The 391-nt window shown below is 71.4% G+C and carries 1 pseudogene; it reads left to right on the top strand.

Going from position 1 to position 391, the window contains the following annotated elements:
* Window positions 1–391, top strand: a pseudogene (locus IU448_RS28590) (exodeoxyribonuclease V subunit gamma); the annotation flags it as partial.

Below are 391 nucleotides of genomic sequence, written 5' to 3'. Positions count from 1 at the left end.
GCCCGCGACTCCCGTCGTCGCCGACGGCACCGTGCAGGTGCATGCCTGTCATGGCCCGGCGCGGCAGGTGGAGGTGCTGCGCGATTGTCTGCTCGCCCTGTTCGCCGCCGACCCGACGCTCGAGCCGCGCGATGTGCTGATCATGTGCCCGGAGGTGGAGGCGTACGCTCCGCTGGTGCGGGCGGCGTTCGGGCAGAAAGTGACGGGATCGATTGAGCCGGCGGGGGATTCGGGGCGGCCAGGGCATCCGGCGCATCGGTTGCGGGTGCGGTTGGCCGACCGCGGGCGTGCGGTCACCAATCCGCTGCTCGGGGTGATCTCGGTGCTGCTCGAACTGGCCGACGGGCGCGTCACCGTCACCCAGGTGCTCGATCTGGCCGCTTCGGAAACC

Source organism: Nocardia flavorosea (genome assembly GCF_015477805.1).
GTDB lineage: Bacteria > Actinomycetota > Actinomycetes > Mycobacteriales > Mycobacteriaceae > Nocardia > Nocardia flavorosea_A.
The sequence above is the reverse complement of the archived record's forward strand: the minus strand, read 5'-3'. Positions and strand labels throughout refer to the sequence as shown.